The organism is Chengkuizengella sp. SCS-71B (assembly GCF_040100845.1).
Lineage (GTDB): Bacteria > Bacillota > Bacilli > Paenibacillales > KCTC-33759 > Chengkuizengella.
In genome coordinates this window covers 3,511,595-3,537,017 of record NZ_JAZHSH010000001.1, presented here as the reverse complement: position 1 = coordinate 3,537,017, position 25,423 = coordinate 3,511,595, and the positions used below count along the sequence as shown (strand labels likewise).

Sequence of the window (25,423 nt, the reverse complement as noted above, 5' to 3'; positions counted from 1 at the left end):
ACATGTAAACATGTAAAAGGAGTGATATTCATGGAGCCTAAACAAAAAGTTACCAGGAGGCTTTTTAACTATGCTCTTCATTTTAAATATAGAATTATAGCCGCACTCCTTATTCTTTGCGGTGCTGTTGGTGCAGAACTAGGAGGACCATTAATTATTCAAATTATTATTGATAATCATCTTTCTAATGAAGATATAGAAATATCACCTATTTTGAGTTTAATTGGACTTTATGTAGGTCTTCTAATCACAGCAAGTGTTTTAAATTTTATACAAGGATATACATTGCAAACAACCGCCTTACGTATCATCAAAAATATGCGAATGGATTTAATGAAACATATTCAACGCATTTCTATCCGTTATTTTGATAATACACCCATAGGTCAAGTTGTATCAAGAATAGCAAATGATACCGAGGCAATACGTGATTTGTTTATGAGTTTTATGGCAACTTTTGTTGTAAGTGCAGTACAGCTAATAGGTATTTTTGTGTTTCTATTTATATTAGATGTTAGGTTGGCGCTTCTTTGTCTTTTGCTTTTTCCTATTTTTGCATTGATTATGTACATACATCTTAAATATTCAAAAGTTTTTATTACGATTATGCGTGCTCGATTAAGTGATATGAACGCAATGATAAATGAGTCCATTAATGTTATGCCTGTTATTCAGGCATTTCGTAGGGAAAAATTAACGGTTGATGAATTTGAAAATTTAAATCAAGATCGTTATGTAAATCAAATAAAACAGATTCGTGTTTTTTCACTTTCATCTCGAAATGCAGTTGGTACGATTGGAAGATTAGTTACGGCAATGGTCATATGGTACTTTGGGAGTCAATCGTTAGAGGGAGCGATTCAATTTGGAGTGTTTTACGTATTCATAGATTATTTAGGTCGTATATTCCAGCCTATTATAGGCATATTTGATCAGCTTACAAATGCACAGAGAGCTTTTGTCTCAGCGGGCAGAGTTTTTACTATACTTGATATGGATGGAACAGAAGTACATAATGCGGATCAAACGCCTCGTCCAGAGGGGCGTGTCCGATTTAATAATGTGACATTTGCCTATAAGCCAGGTGAAAATGTTTTAAAGAATATTTCATTTGAAGCTCAAAAAGGAGAAACGATTGCTCTTGTAGGGCATACTGGATCGGGAAAAAGCTCAATCATGAATCTCCTACTAGGGTTTTATGAACCAAACGAAGGAAAAATAACGATCGATAATGTAGATGTTACTACCTTTTCCAAACAAGCTTTACGAAAACACATGGGGATTGTATTACAAGATCCATTTCTCTTTGCAGGGGATATTAAGTTCAATGTTAGTTTGTATAATGAAGATATAGATATAAACAAAGTGAAGGATGCGTTGCAAAAAGTAGGGGCTTCCACATTTGTTGAACAACTCCCAAATGGGTATGATGAACCAGTTGTTGAACGAGGAAGTACTTTATCTGCAGGACAACGACAATTGATTTCATTTGCAAGAGCCTTGGCTTTTGATCCAGCCATTTTAATTTTAGACGAAGCCACGGCTAGTATTGACAGTGAAACTGAAGGATTGATTCAAAAAGCACTTAAGGTCGTAAGTGAAGGAAGAACAACGTTTGTAATTGCACATAGATTGTCTACGATTCGTGATGCAGATCAAATTCTAGTACTTCATAGAGGTGAAATCGTAGAACGAGGTAATCACGATGAGTTAATGGAATTAAAAGGCCGGTATCATAAGATGTATCAGCTGCAAAAAGGAGAAAGAGCAGAAAAAGCTGCATCTACATCATAGAAAAATCACATAGAAGTATTAAATAAGCCTAATTTACTATCTCCTGATTCATTATTTAATACATTATAAAAAATAATTCCTTTGCGAGATTATGATAATATGATAAAGTTGAAATATTAATAAAAGAATAATACTTTTGAAAGCACCCTATGTGGTGCTTTTTACACGCACAATTATTACTCTGATTCACAATAGCATAAATAACAATTATAAGGAAAATGCTATTCAATATAAACAGAAAAAGAAGGTATATGAAAATGCAAAATTTTTTACAGCTTGGCATAAGGGAAGAAATAAATAACCTCTTAAAAGAAAACGGAATATTCAAACCTACTCCAATTCAACAACAAGCGATTCCTCATCTATTGGAAGGAAAAGATGTTATTGGTAAGGCTCAAACAGGAACAGGGAAAACCTTAGCGTTTATATTGCCTATATTAGAAAAAATAGATCCAGATAAACCAGAAATTCAAGCGATTATTGTTACACCGACTCGTGAATTAGCGCTACAAGTAACTGCTGAAGTGAAAAAGCTCGTTGCTAAGATACAAAATCTTAATGTATTAGCTGTATATGGTGGACAAGATGTGGAAAAACAGTTACATAAATTAAAAGGAAATAATCAGATTATTGTAGGTACACCAGGTCGTATTATAGATCATTTAGGACGTGGAACGATCAAACTTTCTAATGTTTCCATGCTTGTACTGGATGAAGCAGATCAAATGCTGCACATTGGCTTTTTATCTGAAGTTGAAGAAATTATTCAGCGTACACCATCCAGCAGACAGACGATGTTATTCTCAGCAACGATGCCACAGCAAGTAAGGTCTTTAGCCAATCGATATATGAGAAAACCAGAAGATATTCGCGTAAAAGATACGGAGATCACTGTATCAGATATCAAACAAATCGCAATCGAAACTACAGACCGTGCGAAGGAAGCTGCATTAGTAAGCACTATCGAGAAATATCGACCATTTTTAGCGATTATATTCTGTCGGACAAAGCGAAGAGCAAGTAAATTAAATGAGGCGTTAAGAGAAAAAGGATTGAATTCAGATGAGCTTCACGGTGATTTATCCCAAGCCAAAAGAGAACAGGTAATGAAGCGATTCCGCGAATTGAAAATTCAATTCCTAATTGCTACAGATGTTGCTGCCCGTGGACTGGATGTCGAGGGAGTTACTCATGTGTTTAACTACGATATTCCTCAGGATGTGGAAAGTTATGTTCATCGAATAGGAAGAACTGGACGAGCTGGTGAAAAAGGATTAGCAATTACATTTGTAGCCCCTAAAGATCGTAATGCATTAAATCAGATTGAAAGAGGAATAAAGATCTCCATAAAAAAACAAACTGTAGATGGAGAAACGACCGTTAGACGTTCTAATAAAAATAAAAGTGCAAATAGAAATTCAAATCAGAGGAAAAATAATAACGTTGGACGTAAATTTGGAAATAAAGCAAAAAATGCTAAAGAGAATAATGAGCAAAAAGGGGGACGTGGTGGAAGTCGACGAGGAGAAAGTAGAAGAGGAGAAGCTAGAACTTCATCAAAACCTGTTGGAAAAAGAAACAATATAAAAGCAGCAAGGCCTGCTAAGGCTAAAAAAAGCAGTAAAAAAAGCTATAAATGATTCCATTTTATGGAAAAGAAAAATAAAGGGTTCCTACAATTTACGATGTTCAAATTGAGCGAAGGAACCCTTTTTTAAACTATATAATCTTTTTTTGAACAACCTCTATAAACTGATCCTCAAACTTGATGAATCAGTTTATTTAATTCCCGGGATTTAATTCTTTCATACTCTAGGGCACCATGAAGTTCATCCACTAACATTGGGGATTTTCTTACGTATCTTTCTCGAATGACATCATATAATTCATAAGGAAATAACATATCAATAAACATAATTTGTTTTTGTTCCGAGGTTAGAGGCGCAACGGATTCATACGCTTCAATCATAATATTAAATTGTTCCTCGTTCCATACACCTGTTGTATCAAGTAATGGGATAATCATTTTTCTCAAATCACGAATGGGTAAATCATAGGAAACGGTATCTAGATCAATCACCCATATTTGTTGATCAAGATCAAGAAGCGTGTTTCCTGTTCCATAATCTTGATGACATAAATTTGGGGTTGCTCCTAATTGCTCAACCCAATTCATATAATCGCTTTCTTGTAATCTTCGTAACGTATCAATTCCTTCCTTAATAAACACATCAATCTCTGTTAAATAAGCTTGAGAAAATGGATCATCTGGGAATTGTTTTGCAACTAACTTCCATGTCTCCATCTGTTGACATCTTTTAATATAATGATTTGGCCAACGACCAAGTTTTTTAAAAACAGGAACACCAGGAGGTGGTAAATATCCAACTGACGCGATGTGGAAAGTTGCAAGTCCTCTCATTATGAATTGTAGATCTTCTGTAACGGTTAATTCAAAAGGTCTCCCCTCTATCCATTCATAAACTACAAACAAAAAAGGTCCATGCTTTGTATATAGTTCACCGTTTTTGTTTGGGATGATACCAGGTACTCTAGTTCCTTTTTTTGCTAAGTAATCCTGCGCATGAATTGAGAACAGTGCTTTCTTTTCTGGGCGATGGATTCTTTTTAAACAAAATGGACCTTCCTCTGTATGAACCTTCCAAACGATGGCCATTTGTCCGCCTTGAATGACTTCAATTAGATTCACTTTTTTATCCCAATTACTAATAATCGTATCTGCTAGTTGAATTAGTTTTTGTTCTTCTTCAGGGGACAAAACATATTCATTGCTTTCTTCCTTATTTTCACCTTGTAAAGGGTCTACATTCAAACCTCTCACCATCCTTATACTATTTTTTAAGATATTGTTTAACTGAGCTCCTGTATTTGTGTTGTTTATTCATTTTCTGTTCTTAACCAAAGGTGAATATATTTCATTAATAAACTGATTGATAACACGTGGAATCACTTTATAACGCCTGTAATTTAAAGTCTTTAGTACATTTTTTTGTTCTTTTTCTGACAATTTCCATTCCTCTGGTATCAGAGATAATATTTCCTCAAGTAACAGAGATGGAATAGTTTGAATGACTTTAATTTGTTCAATAAATTCTCTTTCATTTGGAATAAAATTAGCTAGAGTTTCGTGGGTTACATTTTGTAGTAAAGTTTCGGGTAAACTTTCTAAATCAGCAGCTGTCCAAGATATTGAGGAGAATATTTCAGAATGATCCATGATCCAGCAATGATAAACGCCAGGTGTTTCGTATTTTAGCAGCACATTATGATGTGTACGATTTGTATTACATAACCAATAATCAAATACGATCATTTTTGCAATGTCATCCACATTTATAATATGGCGCGCTTCTGCTTCATTTAAAGGAATAGTTTCCTCCAAGTAAAGGATTGCAGATTGTTTTTTGGATAAATCATGTTGATAATAAGCATTAAGATTTGGTATTTCCTCTAAAAATATATTTGGCATTTCAATAATTTGAACTTCTGGTACAGGAATTTCCATATATTTTGCAATACAATAAGCGATCCATTCATTCATTAATGATTTTTCATTACCCGCATGCAAAAAATGCACAGCATAGTTTTGATGATTGTCAAAAGAAACAAGATGCTTATGGTTTGATTTACTTTTTAAAGGCTTATGATACAAGACGGGAAGCATCTTTTGATCAACTCTCTTTCAGTACATTATGGAGCATTTGAATATATTTGTCTGCACACTTTGAAATGGAAAAATAGTTATCTACTCTTTGGATTGAAGCATTAGATAAATGCTCGTATAAAGTAGGATCATCCAGTATTGTATAAATAGATTTTGCTGCTTCTTTAATATGGTTTTCGTAAAATAAATATCCGGTTTTTTTATGAACAACAATCTCAGGTATAGAAGATACATTTGGTGCAACAACAGGGACTCCACAAGCCATGGCTTCAATGAAGGTATTTCCAAAAGATTCACCTTTAGTTGTTGCAATCGTACATCCACCCGTTTGTTTAATTTTTGCATAAAGGTGAGGCATTTGTTGATAAGGGATGACAGGAAACCATTTAATGACCTCATTTAGCTGCTGTTTATTCCTTTGGTTTTCAAATTTTGTTCGGTCTTTACTTTGATCACCACCAATGACCCAAAACTCAATGTCATCTCGTTCTGATTGTACAAGACGGGCGATTTTAATAAGTTGTTTCCAATTTTTCCTCTGATCTAACCTTCCAATATATGCGACAATTTTTTTATTTGATGCGATAGGGGGATCAGCCGTCAGATCAATTTGATCTTCCGGAAGTTTTCTGAAAAAAGAAGTATCTACCCCATTATAGATGACTTCTGTTGGAGAGTTATGTTTAACTAAAATGGATAAAACTCTTCTCTGATGCTCAGATGGAACTACAAATTTGGTCGGTTTCACTTTATCAAAGCCCTCTAAATTACGCTTTAGCTTAATAATCTCAGGGGTCCGAGCTTCTATCAATATTGGTCCCTTAAAATTTGTATGTGACAACCATTTGTAAGCTTGATTTGTATCTACCACAATGACAACATCATAATGATTGTGCTCCAATAAATGATGAATTTCATTCTCATCATTTGTTACATAAACAGGCGCAACATCCTTCATCATATGCAAACCGCCAAGATCCTTACAGTATAAAAATTCAATATCTATCCCATGTTTTTTGAAGAAAATGGCACGATTACGCCATCCAGCATTTACTCCGCCAACAGTTAAAAGGCGCCATATGACTAATAATTTCAAGTTTAGTCACTCCTCAATATCCTTTAAATATGTGATCGCTTTTAGATATTCTTCTTTTCTCCCTATATCAAAACGTTCAGCCGTAATAAGTTTACCAAGGCACGCTTCTTTCTTTCGAAGTTCATTGATGGCGTCAGTAAGCTGAATTTCTCCATCTACACCTGTTTTGATATTTTCCAAATAAGAAAAAATCGTTGGTGTAAATACATACCTTCCTATTACTGCTAAATTCGATGGAGGGTTATGGTTAGGTTTTTCAACGATATGAGTTACTTTAAATAAATCAGTTTCAATCTTGTTTGTTTTTACAATGCCATAGTTTGAAAGCTGCTTGGGATTTACTTCATAAAGTCCTAATACGCTTTCTTTATGTTTTTCATAAACACTAGTTAATTGTTTTAAGGCAGGTATTTTGTGATTTAATATAATTTCATCAGGCAACAACACTGCAAATGGTTCATTTTGGATGAATCGCTCTCCTAACTTTATGGCATCACCAAGACCTTTTGCAAAGGGCTGTCTTATATATTGAATATGAACATCAGGTGGTTTAATTTTGTCTAATAAATGATTTTTGTTTTTTTGCTGTAAAAAAGTTTCTAATTCAATAGATCGATCAAAATAATCAAAAATTAAATTTTTTGAACGGGAGACGATGATTAATATTTCTTCAATCCCAGAGGCAACAGCTTCTTCAACAATGTAATCAATAGCGGGTTTGTTTCCAATTGGAAATAACTCTTTAGGTACCACTTTTGAAATTGGTAAACAACGCGTGCCGTAACCTGCTGCAGGTATAATTGCTTTTTTTATCACATTTACATAACTCCTCTTATTTTTTAATCCAGTATATTCTGTTGAATTTAAGTGGGAAGTTGTCTAAAAACCCAATTTTTTTAAAATCGAATGAGAATAGGAACACCCTTCATTTCATTCTCGTATCATACAGAAAGAATACAATTACTTCATAAGATGTTGTTCATAAGTCCTAGCAAAACTGAAATTTTTGAACATGAACTTGAACTATGAATGGAGGCTGAAAATGAAAATTGCTTTAATCTCTACAGAGAAACTACCGGTACCAGCAATAAGAGGTGGGGCTATTCAAATATATTTAAACTCGGTTGCTTCCATTATTGCTAATAAACATGATGTGACCGTAATTTCTATACAAGACACAGAGTTACAAAACGAAGAATCCAAAAGGAATGTAAGATATGTTCGTTTTCCTGAAAATCAATATGTTAAAATGATTGAGCAATATATACAAGTAGAAAATTTTGATGTGGTTCACTTATGCAATCGTCCCAACTGGATTGAGCAGCTTTCTGATGCTGCACCACAAACGAAATTCGTTTTAAGTGTTCATAATGAAATGTTCTCCTATGAAAAAATGACGGATGCAGAAGGAAAACGTTGTGTACAACAGGTTTCCCAAATTGTAACGGTAAGTGATTTTATAGGTAGCACAATTACAGATCGATTTCCGGAAGCAAAAAATAAAACAAAAACCGTATATTCTGGTGTTGACTTACATCAATATCAACCTTCGTGGTCTGTAGTAGGTAAGAAGACGAGAAATCATGTTAGAGGTGAACTGGAGTTACAAGGAAAAAAAGTAGTTTTATTTGTGGGCAGACTTAGCAAAGTAAAGGGTCCACATCTCCTCCTTCAAGCACTTCCAACCATTATTGAAAAAAACCCTGAAGTGATGATGGTATTTATCGGCTCCAAATGGTTTGGTGACGATAATTTAAACAACTATGTAAGGCATTTGTATACGTTAGGTGCAATATTTGAAAATAATGTGACTTTTATTAAATTTGTTAGACCGCAAAATATTCCTCAGTTGTATGCAATGTCTGATGTTTTTGTATGCTCTTCACAATGGCAAGAACCTCTTGCTCGTGTTCATTATGAAGCGATGGCAGCAGGTCTACCGCTTATTACGAGCAATCGAGGCGGTAATCCAGAAGTCATTGAAGAAGGGAAAAACGGTTACATCATTCATGATTTTGAAAATCCACTAGCGTATGCAAAAGCGATTAATTTGTTATTAAATGATTCTAGCAAACGAACCAGCATGGGTAAGTATGGTCGCAATAAAGTAGAGAAGAACTTTAGCTGGAATCGAGTTGCAGAAAATTTAATGCAAGTTTATGAGGGAGTCAAGGAGAGGTGATGACATTTGGAACAGGAATATACTCAAGAAAAACATCTAAAACGAGTACTACATTTATACCCGTTTGATATTGGGGAAGTTAGATTATTAGAAAGCAGAAGCGGCAGAACAACATGGGAAGTGGATACAGATCAAGGTAAAAAAATACTGAAGCAAGCACATATGAATCCGAAACGAATGCTATTTATTGCTGGTGCCCATAATGATTTAGTTCAAAAAGGATTGGCAATTACTCCTATTCATAAAACGAAAAATGGAGCTATTTGTATAGGTGCGGAAGATCATGCTTACGTTGTATATGATCATGCAAAAGGAAATGAAATGATTTATTACAATAAAGAGCAAATGAAGAAGATACTAGATTTTGCAGGCAAATTCCATCAATTGTCAAAAGGGTATGTTCCAGCTTTTGAGAGTAAAACACGAAGCAGGTTGAATAAATGGCATAAGTTGTTCAGGTGGAAACTACAAGAGTTAGAAGGAAACAAACTTTTAGCTCAAACCTATCCAGATGAACCTTTTTCTGTTTTATTTTTAGAATATGCAGATAAAATGCTCGAAAGAGGAAGAACTGCTTTAAAAGAACTTGATGATGGTCCTTATGAACATTGGATCAAACAGTCGATTGAAGACAAAAGTTATTGCCAACAGGATTTTACACTTGCACGATTTACTGAAGTAAATGGGGAGCCTTTCATGAGGGAGCTTCATTCAATAACGTATGATTTACCTTCTAGAGATTTACGAATTATCTTAAATAAAATGATGAAGAAACTGTCCGTATGGGATATTGATTTTAGTATTCAATTGCTTCGTGAATACGATGCTTGTTATCCATTAACTAGAGATCAATATCGTGTTCTTTGGACTGATTTGAAATTTCCACATCTTTTCTGTGCGATTGTACACAAGTATTTTTTAAGTCAAAAACGTTCATGGGGTGATGAAAAATACATTTGGGCTTTACAAAATATTATTGCAGTTGAGGATTCTAAAGAACGGTTTCTTAATCAATTCTCTGAAATAACGGAAGCCATAAAAGAAGGTGAGCGAGGTGAGAAGGCTGAGCAATAAAAAAAAATTAGACACACAATATAACATTCCAAAGCTTGAATTGGAAAAATTTAAGTTTTCTCCACCAGGACCTATGGGATGGAGCTTTGCTGAATATGAAAAAATGCTTGAAAACCATGAAAAAATTGTACTCAATGAATCAGCCGTAGAGGAAAACCTAGCAAATTTAGAAGGAAAACCATTGCAGGAATATCCAAGTGTAGGACTAGTGACCGAGCAAGTTACTGATGAAAGTCTAGAAAGTGTAGGTGTAGAAGATAACTTACAAAGTGAGAAAACAGAGATAGCTTTTAATGATTCAGAAAAATCTGAGCATGTACAAGAAAGCATCATAGGAGAAATGAACATTGTTGATCAAATAAGTGGAGAGGAGGCATACGAAAACAAAATGTATAGCAGTAAAGGAACAAAAGCTAATTTAATAAAGATAATAAATTCTGAAGAGCCTATAAAAGAAATAGAAGAGACTTCTACAAAAGAAGAAGTTGAAAAGCCGGCTGATAATCAAGAAAAGAAGCAAGAGAATGAGAAGCAAACAAATGAAAAGCAAACAAATGAAAAGCAAACAAATGAAAAGCAAACAAATGAAAAGCAAACAAATGAAAAGCAAACAAATGAAAAGCAAACAAATGAGAAGCAAACAAATGAGAAGCAAACAAATAAGAAGCAAACAAATGAAAAACAAGTGAATAAAAAAGAAAAAAAATCAAATAAAGTTATTGTACCTAATGAACAAGCAGCCCCACCGTGGTTATTCAACGCTAAAGAAGGTAAAGCCCAGAAAAGAAGGAATCGTAAGAAAAAGAAGTAAAAAAACATTATTAAATTAGTCAATTATGTATGGGTTATTGCATATCATGTAGCGTAATTACCAAAGGATGAGGAGGAATTTAGGTGGGAAAAGTAAATAAAGTGAAGGTAGATTTGGACTTCGAAGAAGGGTTTGAACTGTCTCATAAAAAAAGTGCAGAGCATGTTTTAAAAGCTGTGTTGGAACAAATTAGGAATGGGTCATTTGAAGAATTAGAAGTTGAATTAGAATATGATGATGGCAGTACTTATGAATATCTCATTGGTGAAGATGTAGGTGATGAAAACGACGAAGAAGATGATGACGATGACGATGACGATGACGACGATGAGTAGATATTAAAAATGATTGCAGAAAGAAAGATCTGATTCTTATAAGTTGAATCAGATCTTTTTTACTCCCTAAACATCATTAGGGAGTTTATCTTCATTTTGCACATAATCTAACGACCTATGCCAACGTATGTGAATCCGTGTTTTTCTATGGATTTTCTATTTAAAAAATTTCGAGTATCCAGTACAATATTACCATTCACTCGCTGTTTAATATCAATCCAATCTAAATATAAAAACTCATTCCAGTCTGTAGCCAGAATGATACAATCAGCATCATTCAAAGCATCATTTACATGATGGAATTGAATGACATGGGTGGTATCATACTTTGCTTTTGGGTCATAAACGTGCACCTTAGCATCATGTGCAACTAGCTTATGAATCAATCTAATCGCTGGGGATGATCTAATATCATCTGTGTTTGGTTTAAAGGAAAGACCTAATACGGTGATTTTTTTGTTTGATAAGTTTGGAATATAAGACTTTAATTTATTCATATAAACATCTACTTGGGTTCGATTAACTTCTTCCGTAGCCATGAGAAGTTTTGGAAACAGCTCTTGCTTTTTTGATGTATGAATTAAGGATTGAAGATCTTTAGGAAAGCAGGACCCTCCATAGCCGATTCCAGCTTGTAAAAATTCAGTTCCTATTCTTGGATCGCTACCAATTCCTTTAGCAACATCCATTATATCTACGTCAAATACATCACATATTCTCGCCATTTCATTCATAAAAGAGATTTTAGTTGCTAAAAAAGAATTGGATGCATATTTTATCATTTCAGCTCCCTTTAAACTAGTAACGACAAATGGGGCATCAATACCGTAGTATAGTTGTTTCATCGTTACTAGAGACTGTTGATCATGATTTTCTAATCCAACAACTATTTTGTCAGGATGTAACATATCATTCACAGCAGAACCTTCCCTGAGAAATTCTGGATTAGATACAATATGAAATCGACTTCGTTTTACTTCAAGTTCAAGTAACATTTCCACGAGTTTATCATTAGTTCCAATCGGAACGGTGCTTTTTGTAATAATGGTTTTATGAGAAAAAATTGAATTTGCTATTGTGTGCATGACATCTTGTATATATCGTAAATCAGCTTCCCCATCTGGAAGCGGAGGTGTACCTACAGCGATAAGAATAATTTCTGTTGCTCCAATTGCATCTTCAATATTTTCAGAAAAAGAGATGTTTCTGTTAAAACTAACGAGTAATTTTTCTAAACCTGGTTCAAATATTGTAATAGAACCTTCTTGCAGCCTTTTTATTTTTTCACTGTCTTTATCTACACATCTAACCTTATGACCAAGCCTTGCAAAAACTACGGCTGATGTTAAACCAACATATCCTGCTCCTATGACACAAATTTCCATATGAACACTCCTTCGTGTTGAAGAGATGATATAGTTTATATCAAACCAATTGATTTTGTGACAATGGAATTTAAAAGATTTGAAATGGTATAATATCGACATAAAAAGGATTATGACGAATTATTATTTTGGAGGTGGCAACATAGCTTTAAGTCACAATTGTAAGGCTATGAATCTATGAGAATACTTGAAGCAATTTTATTTTTACTGGTTTTTTTAATGATCTTGTCTATGTTTAATAGGAAACTTAGGAGGACTAAATTAATTAAGGTTTTACCTTGGTTATCTTTATTAATATTAATTTATCATGGTTATGTTGAGGGAATGCGCTGGCAATTGAACACTATATATATTTTAATAATTTTACAATTATTTTTAAGTGTTAAATTTATTAATCAATGGATTTTTGAACATATACGTTTAAAAAAGATGATCTCTGTTTTGATGATATTGTTTTTTGTAATATCCTCACTATTTACTTACGCATTCCCAGTGTATAAAATGCCAGTACCAGATGGGAAATATGAAGTTGGAACCGTATCATTTGATCTTGTAGATAAAAATAGACAAGAGATATATAGTGAAAATAAGTACACAAATAGAAAAATAAAAATACAGATGTGGTACCCTGCGCAAGACGTTCAAGGGTATAATTTAGTACCTTGGTTAGAAAAAGGTGCTCTTTCGGTTGCTGAAGGGGTAGCCAAAATGATGGGATTCCCAGATTTCGTTTTAAGTCACACTGCTTTAGTGATGTCAAATTCATATGAAAATCCACCAGTATTGGAGGAGGGGGATTTATGGCCAGTCGTAATTCTCTCTCACGGATGGACGGGATTTAGTAATATCCATGCAGATGTAGCTGAATTGTTAGCTAGTCAAGGTTATATGGCTATCTCAATCGATCATACTTATGGATCTGCTGTGACAGTTTTTAATGATGGAGAAGTTGCTTATGTGAATGAGGGTGCATTACCAGAAAGAGAAGTCACGCCTAATTATTTAGAGTATGCGAATACATTAGTAAATACATTTGCTGGGGATATAAACTTAACATTAAATCAATTAGAAGTAATCAACGAAGGTAAGGTAGATGAGAAATTCAAAGGGAAATTAAACCTTTCAAATGTTGGATTAATAGGTCATTCTACTGGTGGAGGAGCTTCAGTTGTCACTGCTTTGGATGATGATCGAGTGAAAGCATTAATCGGTATGGATGCTTGGGTAGAACCTATTCAAAAAAGCAAGTTGGAAGCTGGCTTACAAATTCCTTCCTTCTTTTTACGAAGTCATGAATGGGAGGAAGGATTAAATAATGAGAACTTATTCTTTTTGCTGGATGAAAACAGAGCACCAACACAACTGTTTCAAATTAATAATACAGGACATCAGGATTTTTCTATGATTTATATGTATTCTCCACTAAGTAAGTACTTTCAAATTACAGGTGAATTGGATGGAAGAGAAGGTGCTAAAATGCAGCATGAATTTATCTTGAACTTTTTTGATTTACACCTAAAAAATTCTGCTAATAAGACTATTGAAGACGTTGCAAAAGAATACGATGTAGTTAATATGATCTATAGTAATTAAACAAAATAGATCAGTTATATGTTATTTCATGTTCTACAGGAGAAGAAGGATGTTGACTTTAAAAAGTTGGTTTGAGTTTCAAATGTGGGAAAATAGCGGGAATAATTGGTCTTATATCTTGTTTTTCAAACCTTCTGAACAAAATAGCGGGAACCAGTGGTCTTATTTGATGGATATTTATCAAATTAATGCAAAATATTGCGTAAAATAACTGAATAAGGCCACTAATTACCGTTAATTTTTAATTTTGGTTAAATTCCAAGTAATAAGACCACCAAATACCGTTATTTTTAATTGCTTCCTCAGCTTGGCTGTAAACAAACTTCTAAACCTCTTTATTTTTGATTTTAAAGTTTGTTGTTTTTAATACTGGATTTTTCATGTGGATATCAGCTGTGTTACCAAGGGACAGGATTAGCTTTAAGTTCTTTTTCCCAGAATGTTTGTAGTTGTTGTTTCATTTCATTGCTCATCTTTTGATTACTAGCGGATAGATTATCAAATAACTGCTGTTCATTTTTTACACCAGGTATGACTGTAGATACTGCATCATATGAAAGGATAAATCTTAAAGCAGCCTGTACCATGTTCTGTTCTTCATTAGTAACAAAATCAATTTGCTTTAACAGCTCAAATCTACGATGAATGACCTCATCAGACCATCTGCTTCGAATGCCTTCAAATTGACTGTTTGCATTGTACTTTCCGGATAGCCATCCAGAATCTAGCGGAACTTTGGCAATAATTCCAACACCTTTTTCTTTTGCCACTGGAAATGCTGCTGCAGTATCTTGATGAAATATATTAAACAATACCTCTAATACTTGGCTATTTGTATTTTGAATAACTTCTAACATTTCTTTACTAGAATCAACAGAAACTCCATAAGCTCTTATTTTGCCTTCTTTTTTTAACTTATCCAGTTCTGCATAAATTGGACTTTCTCCATTTAAAAATTCAAAAGGAGGATTATGTAATAAGATAGTATCTATAAAATCAGTTTGTAATCTTCTTAAACTTGTTTCTAGTGAGGTTTTTAATTGGGTTGGACTGAAATCTTTACCAACCTTCGTATTTACTACAACTTGATCCCTTTTACCTACAAAGGCTTTTCCCAACAATTCCTCACTTTTCCCCCCACCGTAATTTGGAGCTGTATCAAAAAAATTGGATCCTTGATCTAGAGCAGAATGAACTAAATAAATGGCTTCTTTCTCTGACATGTTTCCCCAGTCTTTTGCATTACCTAATTGCCATGCACCAAAACCGACTTCTGAAACCTTAATACCTGTACTGCCTAATATTCTAGTTTTCATATTCATAAATACCTTCCTTCATAGTTATATGAAGAATTTTAACATATATTTTATTAAAAAGAGATTGATTCAAAAATTGTGTACAGACGTCCACCTCTATAGGTGGTATCTTCAAACCAGATGGAGACTCTACCCCACCTGATTTTTAATTAAGTTCTTGTATTTTTTAAAGCTAGTGGGTGCAAAGAGTCTGAGCATCCAGTTGAAGAAGTAGGTTCAAAACTATGTGAAATGATGCATTAAGAAATAAGAAATTACTACTAGAGTTTTATATTGAATAATCATATGAGTATATGATAATAGGGTTGACAATTTAAAATTAATATATTAAATTAAGGTATGTAATAATGTAGTTACATACTTTATATAAAGTATAATACTTATTTTTATCATTTTGTACAGCGGTTATATCATATTAGGATCTTGAAAGAGATTTAACTCTAGTAATGGGGATATTGTTATGTGGAGGTCTAATGTAATTTATCAGCTTGTTTAATCAATTATGTATTAGGGGGAAATTTATCAAATGAAGAAAATTATATCTGTTTTACTTGTATTTTCAATATTTGTTTCTATGGTGCCTTATATTTCAGCATTGGAAGAGTTAACAGTTGAAGAAAAGTTTGATGTCTTGAGGGGCAAAGGGATTATTGATGGATACGGGGATTGTTTACCTCATTTAGAAGATGATATGCTGCGTGAACAAGCAGCAAAAGTAATCACACTGTTATTTGGGCATGATTCATTAGAAGTGCCTGCAACAGGAACCTATTCTGATGTAAAAACAGAAGGGAACTGGGCATATCCATATATTGAAGCTGGGACTACTGCTGGCATTATCGATGGAATAGGTAAAGGCTTGTTTGATCCTAAAAATAATGTAACCAAAGAACAATTTGCAAAATTGCTTGTTGTAGGATATGCGGAATACAAAGGACTGCAAATTAATGAGTCTGGTTATGTGGGTCCAAGCGTAAGCGGATGGGCTCAGCATTATGTTGCTCAAGCATTAGAGTGGAAATTAATCAATGAACAAGCGGATTACAAAATAGATGGAGATCGCAAATTTTTAGTTGATTCTGCTTATGAAACATATATCGCACTTGACATCCAGCCTAATTTAGATCTACCACATGTTGTTGATTATAAAAATGCCACAACAACAGGAGTTACTTTAATTTTCAGCGAAGATATTGAAATGATGGATACTGATGTGATGAATTACTTCCACACTTGTAATGCATATCCGGTTGATGAGAATGATGAGCAGCAAGCTGATCTCTCGATTGACGGGAATGAAATGAAACTAAATTTCACAGAGAATAAACTTCCTGAAGGAAAAGTATACATTTATATTAAAAAAGGTTCAGTGAAAGACTTAGTAGGTGATTTCAATGATTTTATCGTTTTTGAAATTGAAGTGAAAAAGAAGATTAAAGTGACAACATCACCATCTAAACCAAAGCCAGAACCAGAACCATCTGATCCAATCGAAAAACCAATATTAAATCCAAATAGCGATTATGTAAATGGAAATAACGTAAAGTTTTTGAATCATTCTTCCTTATTTGAGCAACAATCGCAACAATCTCCTGAATATGGTTCAACAACAATTAAAAATAATGATGATAATGATACAGTTCAGCTTGTGATAAGTACAGATGCAGACCCTACGGATGGGTTAGAGGGACTAGAAGATGAAGATGATAATAGAACAATTATCATTGAATCCAATGTATCTCCAGAAGGAGTAATTGATCTTTCATATATGTACTTTGATATAGGAGAAAAGGCTCCTTTATTTGAAGAATGTGGTGGACAACAACAATGTTCTTCTTCTCATTATAGTTTAGAAGATGTCTATTATGTTTACGCCATCGATGTTAATAATCCTAATAATATTTCTGAAAAAGCAGATCATACCATCAGTGCAAATCTATTAGTGAATTCTGGAGATTCTGGAGATTCTGTTTTTAATAAAAGTGCTATGGAAAATCCCATCTCTTATTGGTATTATATAGGAAATCCAAATCAAGACATAGAAATCATTTTTATTCACAAATCATCTGGTGAAGAAAAAATACAATTTGTTTACCAATCTTCTTTTTCTAGTATTGAAATCATATTAGAAGATGATAATTCAGAAGACTGGGCTGATGGCATATATGATATATTTGTAAAAAAGATCGGGGGTAGAACAATTCCTGCAGATGAAAGTATAACAATAGATACCCAAGTAGCTAAACCCATTTTAAAAAATAATGTGACTATAAATACTAATAATAGGGATTCGGAAACAACAACGATTGAACTTCCTGATTATTCAAGCCTCTATTTATCTACTGATGATGATCCATCTGACGGGTTAGACAATTGGGATTTAATCGTAGTTAATTTTCATGGAGATTATACTCTGGAATATAATAATGATGATTTTAATGATTTAAATGGAGAGACATTCTATGTTTATACATATGATTCAAATGGAAATTTTTCAGAACCAGCAGATTATACGATTTATGTAGATACTGTTGTAGCTCAGCCCATCTTAAATGACAGTGATGGTGATGGAGTTGGAGAAGATGTTGCAATAACTACTCTTAATAGAGGTTCAGATACGACAGTTGGACTTACGGACTACTTAGAAAATGGGATCGAAATTATATTGTCTACTGATAGTGATCCATCTGACGGTTTAGATGATCAATTCACCATAGCAAATAATGTAATGGGAGAGTTGACATTGATATACGGTGATGCATTCTTCAATAATAAAGATAGAGAAATATACTATGTTTATGCAATAGACACGGCTGGTAACATCGCAAGCGCAGAAAATACAATTACTGTAACTACAAATTAGTCAACTGCAAACAATATGGAGAAAGAATAAGTGAGAGTTCAGATGTTAACGTCTGAGCTCTCAGCCTGTTAATAACCATCAACAACAGGGTATATTTTTGTTTAAGATTTTTCGTTCAATCCATTATTTTAGTTGTTGCTCGAAATTTCCCTGGTATAATATAATAATGAGTTGTTCGTTAAAATTAACAGAACATGGTGGGTGTTTGATATGACGAAATTTATTGGTTTTATATTACTGTGGCAAATCCTTGGAAATCCGTTTATTGCTTTACTCGTGATTTTTATCATTTTATATTTTGTAGACAGACGTTTTTTGGGGTTCTTTCCTAGCTTAACAAAGCCCCTTAAACGTATGAGAAAAATATCTAATTTAAGACAACAGATCAGATTGAATCCTAATGATGTTTCTTCTAAATATGAACTGGCTAGATTATTGATGGAAAAGAAAAAGTATACTGAAGCAAATCAGATTCTTACCGATATTCTTCCGCGTATGGATCAAGATTCACATGTGCTGTGTGATCTTGGTTTGACCTATATTAAGATAGGCAACATTCAAGAAGGAGAAAAATATATTTTAGAGGGATTAAATATAAACCCTAGAACGGGGTATGGTCAGCCTTATTTGGAATTGGCTAAAATTTTTATTCAAAGTGATCGAGATAAAACTTTCCAATATTTACAGGAATTTCGCGGCATTCACTCATCTTCTTGTGAATCCTATTATTTGTTAGGAAAACTTTATGAACAGAGTGGAAAAAAAGAAGAAGCTAAAGAGGCTTTTAAACAAGTTACAGAAATTTATAGATCATTACCTAAATATATGAAACGGCATGAAAGGAAATGGGCGATATGTAGCAGACTTAAATCATAGTAATAATGAAATTAATAAACCCCAAAAAGATATCATACAAATGTGTATAATATCTTTTTGGGGTTAAGCCCCCTACCTCAATAGGTGGTTTCTCCCTAATCAGGTGAAGTATAGTCTCCATCTAATTTCGCGATGTTTAAGCTTTGTTTAAACGAGTTCACTTGCGTAAATCTCCCAATTCCTTTACGATTGCTTCCATTTCTGAAATACTGTAATTGCTTTTGCTGGATACTAAATCATAAATATCTTTAATATCTTCGTACTGCTCAAGAGTAAAATGCTCTGGTTTCATAGCGGCAGCTGTTGCCATTTTTAATTTTTGTATGATTTCTTCTATCATAAAACGTATATTTTCATTTGTTTTTTGTGTTAAATCCATAAGTATATCATCCCTTTCAATATTTCATGTTTAGTGTTGTAAAATCACAACTAATTGTATCACGAATAGCAAAGAAGTGGTATGATAGAAACATATTATTCAACGAATGGATTTTGGGAGATGATGAAATTTTAAAGGAGATGTTTTAAATTGAATTCCCCAAATTTAATGTGGTTATCTATTGAAAAAGAGTATAGAAAAATGATTGTTAATAATGTTTGGTGTGCAAATTGTAGCGATGCGGTAAGCATTGTTCAATATGTGATACAAGAGCATTCAACTGGTATAGTATTACAAGGTAAATGTAAAAACTGTGGACAAGAAGTTGCAAGAGTAGTAGATTTCGAAAATTAAATTTATTTATTTTTTATAAATTCAAACTTTCTAATGATTATTTAGTAATAATAAAATCATTTAATTAAAATCATTATATTAAGAACAATAAAATATCAAGTCCTATACTGGTACCTTTCCGTTCCCACGTATGTGGGTTTTTTTTATGACTATAAATTTTTCAAAGTATAAGTTATATACTCCAAGATGCTAAATCCTAGAAGAAATTAGTTGTATATATTATAAACGAACCTGAGTAATTTATTCTGAATGAAATAATTATATACATCTCATATATTCTAACCTTATCTTATGTTGTGTTTTTGCATCATTAATCACATTAATTTAAATAAATGCACAATATATAAAAATAATAAATTTATATATTGTGCATTATTAATATATATGATACATTATTTAAAATACATTAACACATTAAAGTAAGAGGGTGAGAGGTTGTTATGTCATTACGTGAAGAAGCACTAGAACTGCATCGATTGAATAAAGGAAAATTAGAAGTAAATACTAAAGTAGAAGTAAAAACGGCTAAGGATTTATCCCTAGCTTACTCACCAGGGGTAGCTGAGCCGTGTAAAGAAATCCACAAACATGAAGATGCGGTTTATGACTATACCATAAAAGGGAACAGTGTTGCTGTGATCTCTAATGGAACAGCCGTATTGGGTCTTGGGAATATTGGTGCTAAAGCATCTCTTCCAGTAATAGAAGGAAAAGCAGTTTTGTTTAAAAGTTTTGCAGGAGTAGACGCTTTCCCTATTTGCTTAGATACAACAAATGTAGATCAATTTGTTGAAACTGTAAAATTACTTGAGGCTACTTTTGGGGGTATTAATTTAGAGGATATTGCTGCACCCGCTTGTTTTGAAATAGAAGAACGTTTAAAAAATGAATTAAATATCCCAGTTTTTCACGACGATCAGCATGGAACAGCCATTGTAACAGTAGCAGGATTAGTGAATGCACTAAAATTAGTCAAAAAAACGATGGGAACCATAAAAGTAGTAGTGAATGGCGCTGGTTCAGCTGGCATTTCTATTGTTAAGTTATTAAGTCGATTTGGTGTCAATAATATGATTTTGTGTGATTCTAAAGGTATTATTTATGAAGGACGGGAGTTCGGCATGAATAATGTTAAAAATGAGATGGCTTGTTTAACTAACTTAAAGAAAGAACAAGGAACATTAGCCGATGCGATGAAAAAAGCCGATGTGTTTATAGGTGTATCTGCTGCAAATGTTGTATCAAAAGAGATGGTACGTTCCATGAATCAGAATGCGATTATTTTTGCAATGGCAAACCCAATCCCAGAAATTATGTATGAAGATGCTATTGAAGCAGGCGCTAGAGTCGTTGGAACTGGACGTTCAGATCTTCCTAACCAAATCAATAATGTATTAGCCTTTCCTGGCATATTTCGAGGAGCATTAGATGTACGCGCAACAGATATTAATGAGAGAATGAAAGAAGCAGCTGTATTTTCTATCGCTTTACTAGTTTCAGATCAAGAGTTAAGTGAAAACTATGTAATACCCGCACCATTTGATAAACGTGTTGCTCCAGCCGTAGCTAAAGCTGTAAGTAAAGCGGCGATTGACTCGGGGGTTGCTATGGAAAGTTATGGAACTGCACTTATTTAAAAAATAACTGACTCGGAAATTCATTTTCCGAGTTTTAATATGCCTTTTTACTATGATAATGACATATTAAATATATTTACAACTTTATATATTGTGCATTATTTATAAATATGATACATTATATATAAATAAGACGTATTATATAGATTAGGGGATGAATGATAATGATTGGTATTAATGGTATGGGGAGAATTGGTAGACTTGTCTTACGTAGGGCTTTTGACTCAAACTTAAGTCTAAATGGCTCACGGGTAGTTGCAATTAATAGTAAATATTCTATAGAGACAGTAAGTCACTTAATTAAATATGATACAGTTCATGGGAAGTTTAATGGTTCTGTAGAAATTGAAGATGGGGACCTCATCATTAATGGCTTTAGAGTAAAGGTAACTTACGAAATGTATCCTGAGAACATTCCTTGGGAACAACTAGGTGTAAAGGTTGTCATAGATTCAACAGGACAATTCAATAATAGAGAAAGTGCACAAAAACACTTACAATCAGGTGCTGAGACTGTGATTAACACAGCTCCTGCTAAAGATATGGATTTAACTGTAGTGATGGGAGTGAATGATAACCTCTTCGACCCAGAGAGTCATAAACTTTTATCATCAGCTTCGTGTACAACAAATTGTGTAGCACCTATATTAGACGTTTTAGATAAAGCGTTTTCAATTAAAAATGGATGGGTTACTTCCGTTCATTCCTATACAAACGATCAAAAACATTTAGATAATCCACATCATGATTTACGCAGAGCGCGTGCCTGTACTCAATCTATTATTCCAACAAGTACTGGGGTAGGTAAAGCACTTAAAAATGTAATACCACATCTAGCGCCAATTATTCAAGGGTTGTCTGTAAGAGTACCTACTCCTGATGTTTCATTAATAGATATGACAATTCAAGTAAATGATGATGTCACATTAGAAAAAGTTCGAACGGTATTTGAGGGTGCATCCAGAGGTCATTTATCTCCATATTTGGATTATATAAACGATCCTTTAATTTCAAGTGATTTTATCGGAAATGAAAAATCAGCTGTGATAGATGGGTTATCATTATCTGTTGCTGAAGATCAAATTAAAGTGTTGGCTTGGTACGATAATGAATGGGGATATTCCTGTCGTGTAGTTGATTTAGCTCATTTGGTGATCAATAAACAAAAACAAGGAGAGTGTGAATTATGGGACAAAACGGTCATATGAACGATTTAGGAACCATTATATGTAAACACTGTGGGGAAGTAATAGATACAGTAGATACGGATAATGTCATCACATTTTATAGCTCTTGTAAAAATGATCATTGCAATGAATTAAATTCGGAGGTACTTTTCAATGACAGTGAAGGTTAAACGAATATTCCATTTTCATGAAGGTAATGCAAATATGAAATATTTGCTTGGGGGTAAAGGTGCAAATCTTGCAGAAATGACCAATATTGGACTACCTACACCTCCAGGTTTTACAATAACTACAGATGTATGCAGAGAATATTATAAATGTAATGGACGATTACCCGAAGGGTTATTTGATGAAGTTTCAAGTGCATTGATAGAATTGGAAAAGGTGAAGAAACAGACTTTTGGAGACCCAGAAAACCCTCTATTAGTGTCTGTTCGATCTGGTTCTGTTGCTTCAATGCCAGGGATGATGGACACTATTTTAAACTTGGGCTTAAATGATCAGACGGTAAAAGGACTGGCTAAAAATGCTCAAGATGCTCGTTTCGCCTATGATTGTTATCGCAGGTTGATTCAGATGTTTGGGAATGTCGTTTTTGGTGTGGAATCACATTCATTTGAAATAAAAATCCATGAAATAAAAATGAAGAAGAATTACCAGCATGATAGTGATATCCCTTCAGAGGACTTACAATTATTAATTGAAGATTTTAAACAATTGATTAAATATCATGCAAATAAAGAATTTCCCCAGGATGTTAATGTTCAGTTGAGTTTGGCAATCGAAGCTGTATTTGAATCATGGAATAATCAACGTGCTAAAGTGTACCGTAAAGCTTATGGAATTCCAAGTGAACAAGGAACTGCAGTAAATATTCAATCTATGGTTTTTGGAAATTTAGGAGAAGAAAGCGGTACAGGAGTTTTATTTACTAGAGATCCTTCAACAGGAGAAGCTGATTTATTTGGAGAGTTTTTAACAAATGCGCAGGGTGAAGATGTCGTTGCAGGAGTAAGAACACCTATTGCAATAGAGTTTCTTAAGGAACAATTTCCTGAAATCTATGATCAATTATTTGAAATTGCTAATTTATTAGAAAAGCAATATAAAGATATGCAGGATATAGAATTTACAATTGAAAACAATAATTTATATATATTACAGACTCGTAATGGAAAACGTACAGCACAAGCCTCGGTGAAAATTGCTGTGGATTTAACAAAAGAGGGTCTGATTACTAAAAAAGATGCTTTGCAAAGAATAGAAGTGAATCAACTAGAGCAGCTATTTCATCGTTCTATTGATGACCAAAATAAATTAGATGTTATTGCTAAAGGACTGCCAGCCTCATCTGGTGCAGCTTCTGGAAAAGTTGTGTTTGATCCTGATACTGCTCAAAAACTATCTAATGATGGAGAAAAAGTGATTTTGGTTAGAATTGAAACAACTCCTGAAGATATACATGGTGTTTTTGCTGCAGAAGGGGTTTTAACAAGCAGGGGTGGAATGACTAGTCATGCAGCAGTAGTAGCCAGAGGTATGGGTAAACCATGTGTATGTGGTTGTAATGAATTAGAGATTGACCTAAACGCAAAATCCTTTATGGTTGGTGATATTACTGTGAATGAGGGAGACTGGATTTCCATAGATGGGTCTTCCGGTCAAGTTATTCAAGGTAAAATTAAATTAAAAGATCCTAAGATTTCTGAAGAGTTATCTACTTTATTAAACTGGGCTGACGAAATAAGAGAACTAAAGGTTTATGCAAATGCGGATAATGGCATAGATGCAAAAAAAGCTCGTGAGTTTGGAGCAGAAGGAATTGGGTTATGTCGTACGGAGCATATGTTTATGTCGCCAAATAGGTTACCTATCGTGCAAAATATGATCATGGCTCAAACTTTTGAAGAACGAAGAATTCATTTAGATCGTTTATTACCGTGGCAGCAATCTGATTTTGAGGATTTATTTCATGAAATGAATGGTTTGCCTGTTACAATTCGATTGTTGGATCCACCACTTCATGAATTTTTACCTAAACTTGAAGAATTATTGTTACAAAAACAAAGAGTGGAATTAGGTGTGGATAAAGAGACGAATATCAATGAATTAGATTCATTAATTAATAAAGTCCGAAATTTACATGAGATGAATCCGATGTTAGGACAGCGAGGGTGTAGATTAGGAATTTTATTTCCAGAAATTTATGATATGCAGATTGAAGCTATCTTTCGTGCTATACTCTCTAGTCTCCAAAAAGGAATAGAAGTATTGCCACAATTAATGATTCCATTGATAAGTGATGTAAATGAATTAAAAAGGCTAAGAGAGTTAGTAAATCAAGTTGCAAAGGAAGTTTTGGGAGAAGAAATTAAGTATTGTAACTATGAAGTGGGCACGATGATCGAAGTTCCACGTGCAGCATTAACAGCTGATGAAATTGCCCAATATGCAGACTTCTTTTCTTTCGGAACAAATGATTTAACACAAATGACATTTGGGTATAGTAGAGATGATGCAGAAGGAAAATTTCTTGATAGATATACAGAAGAACAAATATTAGAAAATAATCCTTTTGAAGTCTTAGATCAAAAAGGAGTAGGTAAATTAATAAAATGGTCTGTAGAAAATGGTAAATCTGTAAAGCCGAATTTGAAGACGGGTGTTTGTGGAGAACATGGTGGAAACAAAGAATCCATTTTCTATTGTCAGCAAATTGGATTGGACTATATTAGCTGCTCTCCATATCGAATTCCACTAGCGAGAATCGCCGCTGCGCAAAGTGCAATTGAATTTAATTAACTTTTAGTTAATAATTAAAGTAATATGTTAAGTTTTTATTGTGAGGAACGTATG

22 protein-coding genes are annotated in these 25,423 nt (G+C 33.6%); 15 read left to right on the top strand and 7 right to left on the bottom strand.

Annotated features, from left to right (window positions below; genetic code table 11):
• Positions 1 to 30 precede the first annotated feature (30 nt).
• Both VQL36_RS17350 and VQL36_RS17345 read left to right on the top strand, forming a co-directional pair.
• Positions 31 to 1,794 (top strand): ABC transporter ATP-binding protein, encoded by a 1,764-nt coding sequence (locus VQL36_RS17350; RefSeq protein WP_349250510.1) that lies wholly within the window; start codon positions 31 to 33, stop codon positions 1,792 to 1,794.
• A 257-nt stretch (positions 1,795 to 2,051) separates the two neighbouring features.
• The gene (locus VQL36_RS17345; protein ID WP_349251207.1) at positions 2,052 to 3,434 is read left to right on the top strand and encodes a DEAD/DEAH box helicase; all 1,383 of its coding nucleotides are present in this window, start codon (positions 2,052 to 2,054) and stop codon (positions 3,432 to 3,434) included.
• A 119-nt stretch (positions 3,435 to 3,553) separates the two neighbouring features.
• On the opposite strand, the gene VQL36_RS17340 is transcribed toward VQL36_RS17345, so the two are convergent.
• The 4 genes from VQL36_RS17340 to VQL36_RS17325 all read right to left on the bottom strand — a co-directional run bounded on the left by VQL36_RS17340 (position 3,554) and on the right by VQL36_RS17325 (position 7,391).
• A complete protein-coding gene (locus VQL36_RS17340; protein ID WP_349250509.1) occupies positions 3,554 to 4,627 on the bottom strand; it encodes a CotS family spore coat protein in 1,074 nt (357 codons plus the stop codon).
• A gap of 69 nt (positions 4,628 to 4,696) precedes the next feature.
• The gene (locus VQL36_RS17335) at positions 4,697 to 5,467 is read right to left on the bottom strand and encodes a HipA family kinase (protein WP_349250508.1); all 771 of its coding nucleotides are present in this window, start codon (positions 5,465 to 5,467) and stop codon (positions 4,697 to 4,699) included.
• A 19-nt stretch (positions 5,468 to 5,486) separates the two neighbouring features.
• Positions 5,487 to 6,575, bottom strand: a complete 1,089-nt coding sequence (locus VQL36_RS17330; RefSeq protein ID WP_349250507.1) for a glycosyltransferase family 4 protein — start codon at positions 6,573 to 6,575, stop codon at positions 5,487 to 5,489.
• Between the two features lie 6 nt (positions 6,576 to 6,581).
• On the bottom strand, positions 6,582 to 7,391 hold the full coding sequence (locus tag VQL36_RS17325; protein ID WP_349250506.1) for a UTP--glucose-1-phosphate uridylyltransferase: 810 nt from the start codon (positions 7,389 to 7,391) through the stop codon (positions 6,582 to 6,584).
• Between the two features lie 226 nt (positions 7,392 to 7,617).
• Between VQL36_RS17325 and VQL36_RS17320 the strand changes: the two genes are divergently transcribed.
• The 4 genes from VQL36_RS17320 (at position 7,618) to VQL36_RS17305 (ending at position 10,977) form a co-directional block, all read left to right on the top strand.
• Positions 7,618 to 8,757, top strand: coding sequence for a glycosyltransferase family 4 protein (locus tag VQL36_RS17320; protein WP_349250505.1), 1,140 nt, complete (start codon positions 7,618 to 7,620; stop codon positions 8,755 to 8,757).
• Positions 8,758 to 8,763: 6 nt separating this feature from the next.
• A complete protein-coding gene (locus tag VQL36_RS17315; RefSeq protein ID WP_349250504.1) occupies positions 8,764 to 9,831 on the top strand; it encodes a CotS family spore coat protein in 1,068 nt (355 codons plus the stop codon).
• Positions 9,832 to 9,871: 40 nt separating this feature from the next.
• Complete coding sequence (locus VQL36_RS17310) at positions 9,872 to 10,642, top strand: hypothetical protein (RefSeq protein ID WP_349250503.1); 771 nt, start codon at positions 9,872 to 9,874, stop codon at positions 10,640 to 10,642.
• A gap of 83 nt (positions 10,643 to 10,725) precedes the next feature.
• The gene (locus tag VQL36_RS17305) at positions 10,726 to 10,977 is read left to right on the top strand and encodes a hypothetical protein (protein WP_349250502.1); all 252 of its coding nucleotides are present in this window, start codon (positions 10,726 to 10,728) and stop codon (positions 10,975 to 10,977) included.
• A gap of 107 nt (positions 10,978 to 11,084) precedes the next feature.
• On the opposite strand, the gene VQL36_RS17300 is transcribed toward VQL36_RS17305, so the two are convergent.
• Positions 11,085 to 12,362, bottom strand: a complete 1,278-nt coding sequence (locus VQL36_RS17300; RefSeq protein ID WP_349250501.1) for a UDP-glucose/GDP-mannose dehydrogenase family protein — start codon at positions 12,360 to 12,362, stop codon at positions 11,085 to 11,087.
• A gap of 231 nt (positions 12,363 to 12,593) precedes the next feature.
• On the opposite strand from VQL36_RS17300, the gene VQL36_RS17295 reads away from it, so the two are divergent.
• Positions 12,594 to 13,955: a dienelactone hydrolase family protein gene (locus tag VQL36_RS17295; protein ID WP_349250500.1), complete on the top strand. Its 1,362-nt coding sequence runs from the start codon at positions 12,594 to 12,596 to the stop codon at positions 13,953 to 13,955.
• Positions 13,956 to 14,004: 49 nt separating this feature from the next.
• A complete protein-coding gene (locus VQL36_RS17290; RefSeq protein WP_349250499.1) occupies positions 14,005 to 14,166 on the top strand; it encodes a hypothetical protein in 162 nt (53 codons plus the stop codon).
• Between the two features lie 187 nt (positions 14,167 to 14,353).
• On the opposite strand, the gene VQL36_RS17285 is transcribed toward VQL36_RS17290, so the two are convergent.
• The gene (locus tag VQL36_RS17285) at positions 14,354 to 15,277 is read right to left on the bottom strand and encodes an aldo/keto reductase (protein WP_349250498.1); all 924 of its coding nucleotides are present in this window, start codon (positions 15,275 to 15,277) and stop codon (positions 14,354 to 14,356) included.
• 520 nt (positions 15,278 to 15,797) lie between these two features.
• Between VQL36_RS17285 and VQL36_RS17280 the strand changes: the two genes are divergently transcribed.
• Both VQL36_RS17280 and VQL36_RS17275 read left to right on the top strand, forming a co-directional pair.
• Positions 15,798 to 18,134, top strand: a complete 2,337-nt coding sequence (locus VQL36_RS17280) for an S-layer homology domain-containing protein (protein ID WP_349250497.1) — start codon at positions 15,798 to 15,800, stop codon at positions 18,132 to 18,134.
• A gap of 210 nt (positions 18,135 to 18,344) precedes the next feature.
• On the top strand, positions 18,345 to 19,010 hold the full coding sequence (locus VQL36_RS17275; protein WP_349250496.1) for a tetratricopeptide repeat protein: 666 nt from the start codon (positions 18,345 to 18,347) through the stop codon (positions 19,008 to 19,010).
• 157 nt (positions 19,011 to 19,167) lie between these two features.
• Here VQL36_RS17275 and VQL36_RS17270 read toward each other — a convergent pair whose 3' ends face one another.
• Positions 19,168 to 19,389, bottom strand: a complete 222-nt coding sequence (locus VQL36_RS17270; RefSeq protein WP_349250495.1) for a DUF1128 domain-containing protein — start codon at positions 19,387 to 19,389, stop codon at positions 19,168 to 19,170.
• Between the two features lie 150 nt (positions 19,390 to 19,539).
• On the opposite strand from VQL36_RS17270, the gene VQL36_RS17265 reads away from it, so the two are divergent.
• The 5 genes from VQL36_RS17265 (at position 19,540) to ppdK (ending at position 25,369) form a co-directional block, all read left to right on the top strand.
• The gene (locus VQL36_RS17265) at positions 19,540 to 19,743 is read left to right on the top strand and encodes a hypothetical protein (protein WP_349250494.1); all 204 of its coding nucleotides are present in this window, start codon (positions 19,540 to 19,542) and stop codon (positions 19,741 to 19,743) included.
• A gap of 440 nt (positions 19,744 to 20,183) precedes the next feature.
• On the top strand, positions 20,184 to 21,380 hold the full coding sequence (locus VQL36_RS17260; protein WP_349250493.1) for an NADP-dependent malic enzyme: 1,197 nt from the start codon (positions 20,184 to 20,186) through the stop codon (positions 21,378 to 21,380).
• A 164-nt stretch (positions 21,381 to 21,544) separates the two neighbouring features.
• The gene (gene gap, locus VQL36_RS17255; RefSeq protein WP_413789530.1) at positions 21,545 to 22,588 is read left to right on the top strand and encodes a type I glyceraldehyde-3-phosphate dehydrogenase; all 1,044 of its coding nucleotides are present in this window, start codon (positions 21,545 to 21,547) and stop codon (positions 22,586 to 22,588) included.
• Positions 22,567 to 22,737 (top strand): GapA-binding peptide SR1P, encoded by a 171-nt coding sequence (locus VQL36_RS17250; protein ID WP_349250491.1) that lies wholly within the window; start codon positions 22,567 to 22,569, stop codon positions 22,735 to 22,737. Before gap ends, VQL36_RS17250 begins: the two co-directional genes overlap by 22 nt.
• The gene (gene ppdK / locus VQL36_RS17245) at positions 22,721 to 25,369 is read left to right on the top strand and encodes a pyruvate, phosphate dikinase (protein WP_349250490.1); all 2,649 of its coding nucleotides are present in this window, start codon (positions 22,721 to 22,723) and stop codon (positions 25,367 to 25,369) included. Before VQL36_RS17250 ends, ppdK begins: the two co-directional genes overlap by 17 nt.
• The last annotated feature ends 54 nt before the right edge of the window (positions 25,370 to 25,423 follow it).